The following is a 4377-nucleotide window of genomic DNA, read 5'->3' on the forward strand; positions in this document are numbered from 1 at the left end:
ATGTAGGGGTTTGCTCTCCAAACCCTCTAATCTGATGTAGGGGTTTGGGGACCAAACCCTCTTGAGACTATCAAGGGTTTATGCGGTTTTGAACTCGACAGTTTTCAGCCCACAAAACGATTAAATTGGATAAAATTATGCAAACTGAACTTTGGCAAGCGAACCTCATTAGCCCTTCCTCATCGGGACTCTCGAATGATTGGAAACGATGGATTGCGACCAATAAATTGCGCCAGATTCCCGATGGTCACCTCGTGGATATTCTCGTCCAACGGGGGGTTGATATTCGCATGGCCGTCGCGGAAGTCAAAGCTGTCTCAGCCCATCCCTATTTTCAAGCAGCGTCAGCAATGCTGGAGGAAAAAACCCAACAAGCAGAAGCTCAAATTGCGACGCAAGCTATCCATGTTGAAAAAATGGAAACTCAGCTTGATATTTACCGACAGCTAGAGAAATTATCCCCGAATTATAACCAGGTTCAACGAGTAGAGTCTCTGACGGGTCCTGAATTTTTTGAGAATTATTTTGCCCAAAATACCCCGGTGATTTTAACCGGCATCATGGGAAATTGGCAGGCATTGTCTCACTGGAATCCGGAGTATTTAAAGCAAGAGTATGGCGAGGTTGGGGTCGAAGTTCAATTTAATCGGGAATCCAACCCTTTATTTGAGCGGGAGAAAGAAAAGCACCGCAAACAAATGAAGATGGGAGACTATGTGGATTTAGTCGTCAGTGGGGGAAAAACGAATGATTATTATATGGTGCCTTTTAATGGAAACTTTGATAGTCCTGAGTTGAAACCTCTGCTTAAGGATGTGGAAATCTTTTCGGAGTATATTGACCCCTCGAACCAAAAATCTTGTATTTTCTTCTGGTTTGGTCCGGAAGGAACAATTACCCCGTTGCATCACGACCCTTGCAATGTGCTGCTGTCGCAAGTGTCTGGCAGAAAACGGATTCGCCTGATTTCTCCCAACCAAAAAGCTTTACTTTATAATTATGTGGGGGTTTACAGTGAGGTGGATTTGCTTAATCCTGATTACGAGAAATATCCCCGATTTAAGGATGTGGAAATAATCGAGGTGATTTTAGAACCGGGAGAGGTGATATTTTTGCCGGTGGGATGGTGGCATCATGTGGTGGCATTAGATATTTCGATTTCGGTTTCCTTTACGAATTTTTTGATTAGTAATTATTACAATATCTAGGGGTCATGGAGGAAAATGAAGGTTGATAGAGGACCGGAACCAATGATAGCTGAAAAAATCACTGTTGACTCGGCGATCGCCACGGCAGATGACTCGCAACAGGTGCAAGTCATGTTAATGCTAGATGGGGGTCATCAGTGTGAAATGGCCTTAATGCCGGATGCACCGTTGCTTAAGGAACTGTTTCAAGCCTTAACCACTGAACCGGAAAATAGCGAGAGTAAACTGTTTCAGATTCCGATTGAAGAGGGAAAAGGGGCTTTGTATTTTCCCCCCGCATCCTTAGTGGCGATCGCCACTGATCCTCCTGTTTCCCCGGAAATCATCAAGGAACCCCAACCCTTTGAAACCTGGGAAGACATCGCACCGGACGAACCCGTTCACCACCTGGAATGGCAACTCAATACTTACCACAAATTGGAAAAACTTTCTCCCAATTATGGCAAAGTAGAGAGAATTCCCCATGTTTCCGGTCCGGAATTTTTAGAGCGGTTTTACATTAGAAACAAGCCGGTAATTTTCACCGACTTGATGGACAATTGGAAAGCGCGTTCCCTGTGGAATCCCCAATATTTTAAAGATAATTACGGTCACGTTACCGTTGGTGCACAGTTTAATCGAGAATCCAATCGCCAGTATGAATGGTATCGAAATAAGCATCAGAAAATGGTGCAATTCGGTGAATTTGTGGATCAGGTTCTGCAAGGGGGAGAAACCAATGATTACTATATGGGGGCCTACAATTCTAACTTTAGCCGGGAAGGGTTGAAAGGACTGCTAGACGATATCGAACTCTTTCCTGAGTATTTAACGGATACCAAAGATATCCATCGCACAGTATTATGGTTTGGACCCGGTGGGGCGATTACCCCCTTGCATTTTGACCCTCTAAATACCTTCCTCTGTCAAGTCTATGGACGGAAACGGGTGCGCTTAATTGCGCCCTATCAGAAGCATTTACTGCGGGCTTATGGCAACTTTTTCAGCAATATTGACTTAGAAAATCCCAATTTTGAGCGCTATCCTCAACTCAAGGATTTGGATATTATTGAGTTGATTATAGAACCGGGAGAAGTGCTGCTTTTACCCGTGGGTTGGTGGCATCAAGTGCGGTCCTTGGAGGTATCGATTTCCGTGTCTTTCTTGAACTTAGCGTTTGAAAATACCTTTGATGACTTGTGATGAGTTGTAAGGTAGGATAATCGAGATATCGAGGCAATAGACGGGGTGGTTTGCCATCAGCAATGGGGGCGGAAATCCCCCATCTGCCCTTGTCGAATTTAAACGGGAGATTACAGAGAAAAATGGAAGCTATGGAATTAGAATCGAACCCGGTACAAGTGATTGTGATGATGACGGGAGGTCATCAATATGAATTGTCTTTAACCCGGGATGAACCGTTGCTGCAAGAGTTGTTTCAAGCATTAAGCAATCGGGGGAAAAATGGGGGAAAAGATGTGATTAGAATTCCCAATGACGAGGATGGGTCCTGTTTGTACATTCCTCGGGATGCGATCGCCGCGATCGCCACAGTTCCTCCAATTCCCTTACAATCCCTGAACTTACAACCGCCATCTCGACAACCCGAACCCACTCCCCCGCCACCCCAGAAACTGATTGAATCCAGTATTGTGCAACTGGATAATTTTCTAAAACCAGCAGAATATCAGCAACTCATGGAGACGGTTTTTCCCCAGGAAGGGACCGCCTCTAGTGGGATTCAGTTGCCGACTCCCCAATCCTTTGCACTTTCGCGAGAAGTGCTGTTACACCGCGTGCAAATGATGCTTCCCGATGTGCTGATTCAGTTGGGATTGTCAGGGTTTCCCTTGAAGGAAATGGAAGCAGAGGAGATTCCGAATCATGCCACTGAGGGACAGGGAATTTCTACCGATGGAAATAGTCCCGAAACTGCCTTAAGGGTGTTGAATTTCTGTTACTTTTTCTATCAAACGCCCAAACCCTTTACCGGGGGAGAAGTGCGAGTTTATGATAGTCAGATTGTGAATAATCAAGTGAGTGCCGCACAATCCTATAAAACCATAGAACCGCGTCAGAATAGCATTGTGTTTTTCTTAACCAGTAATGCTTATGAAGTGCTACGGGTGTATCCGAACTCCCCAGCATTTGGCGATCGCTGCTTCCGGGTACAGGGATGGATGCGGCGATCTGGTTAACCTGAAATTGCCACCCGGTCCCCAATTCCGGGTGAGAGTTTAACTCGATTTACCCGAGTGTTAAAGTCCAATTGCCATAAGGTTCAGCGTATGACATCGAATCTCACCGAGACAGAAACCGTCCATGTAATGCTATTGATTGCCGGGGGACATCAGTGTGAATTGTCCCTGCCAGTGGATGCGCCATTGTTGCAAGATATCTTAGAAGCGATCGCCCTGCGTTCTCACCCTGAGCGATCGCAACCCAATAAACTATTCCAGATTCCGATGGAAGACGGGGGACCTACTTTATACTTTCCCAGTCGTTCCATTGTGGCGATCGCCACCGATCCGCCCGTTTCCCTCCCCGACTTTTCCACAGAACCCGAACCCAGTCAGTCACTGCAAACAGCAACCACACCGATTGTCATCGAATCCAAATTCCTAAAAATTCAGAACTTTTTGAATGAAGTAGACAACCAACGAATCCTCAACTATGTGATAGAAAATCAGGGGGAATTTGAAGACAGTAAAATCGGCATTGACGACCCCAACTATCGGCGATCGAAAATTTTCTATTACTTCCAAGAATTTGGGGACCTGATTAAAGAACAAATCCAAAAAGTCATTCCCCAAGTCAGAGAACACCTGGGCCTTCCTCCCTTTGAAATTAGCGAAATCGAAGCTCAAATCACCGCTCATAATCACCAACATTATTATAAAGCCCATAATGATAATGGAGACTCCGAAACCGCCAATCGAATCATCAGTTACATTTACTACTTCCACCGAGAACCCAAACCCTTTAACGGCGGAGAACTGCGAATGTACGACACCTTAAAACTCTCCGAAACCTTATATTCCATGCCCGAATCCTATACGGATATTCCCCCTACCAATAACAGCATCGTCTTCTTTATCAGTAGCTGTTGTCACGAAGTTCGCCCCGTAATTTGCCCATCCAAAAACTTCCTAGATAGCCGATTTACCCTGAATGGATGGATTAGAAAGGC

4 protein-coding genes are annotated in these 4377 nt (G+C 45.3%); all 4 read left to right on the forward strand.

Annotated features, from left to right (window positions below; genetic code table 11):
* Positions 1–137: 137 nt before the first annotated feature.
* A complete protein-coding gene (locus J0895_RS23900; RefSeq protein WP_207090486.1) occupies positions 138–1208 on the forward strand; it encodes a cupin-like domain-containing protein in 1071 nt (356 codons plus the stop codon).
* Positions 1209–1250: 42 nt separating this feature from the next.
* The gene (locus tag J0895_RS23905; protein ID WP_207090487.1) at positions 1251–2390 is read left to right on the forward strand and encodes a cupin-like domain-containing protein; all 1140 of its coding nucleotides are present in this window, start codon (positions 1251–1253) and stop codon (positions 2388–2390) included.
* A 131-nt stretch (positions 2391–2521) separates the two neighbouring features.
* A complete protein-coding gene (locus J0895_RS23910; RefSeq protein WP_207090488.1) occupies positions 2522–3385 on the forward strand; it encodes a 2OG-Fe(II) oxygenase in 864 nt (287 codons plus the stop codon).
* Positions 3386–3475: 90 nt separating this feature from the next.
* Positions 3476–4377, forward strand: a 902-nt coding sequence (locus tag J0895_RS23915) for a 2OG-Fe(II) oxygenase (protein WP_207090489.1), incomplete at its 3' end; no start/stop codon positions are given.

This window comes from Phormidium pseudopriestleyi FRX01 (genome assembly GCF_017313335.1).
Lineage (GTDB): Bacteria > Cyanobacteriota > Cyanobacteriia > Cyanobacteriales > Laspinemataceae > Laspinema > Laspinema pseudopriestleyi.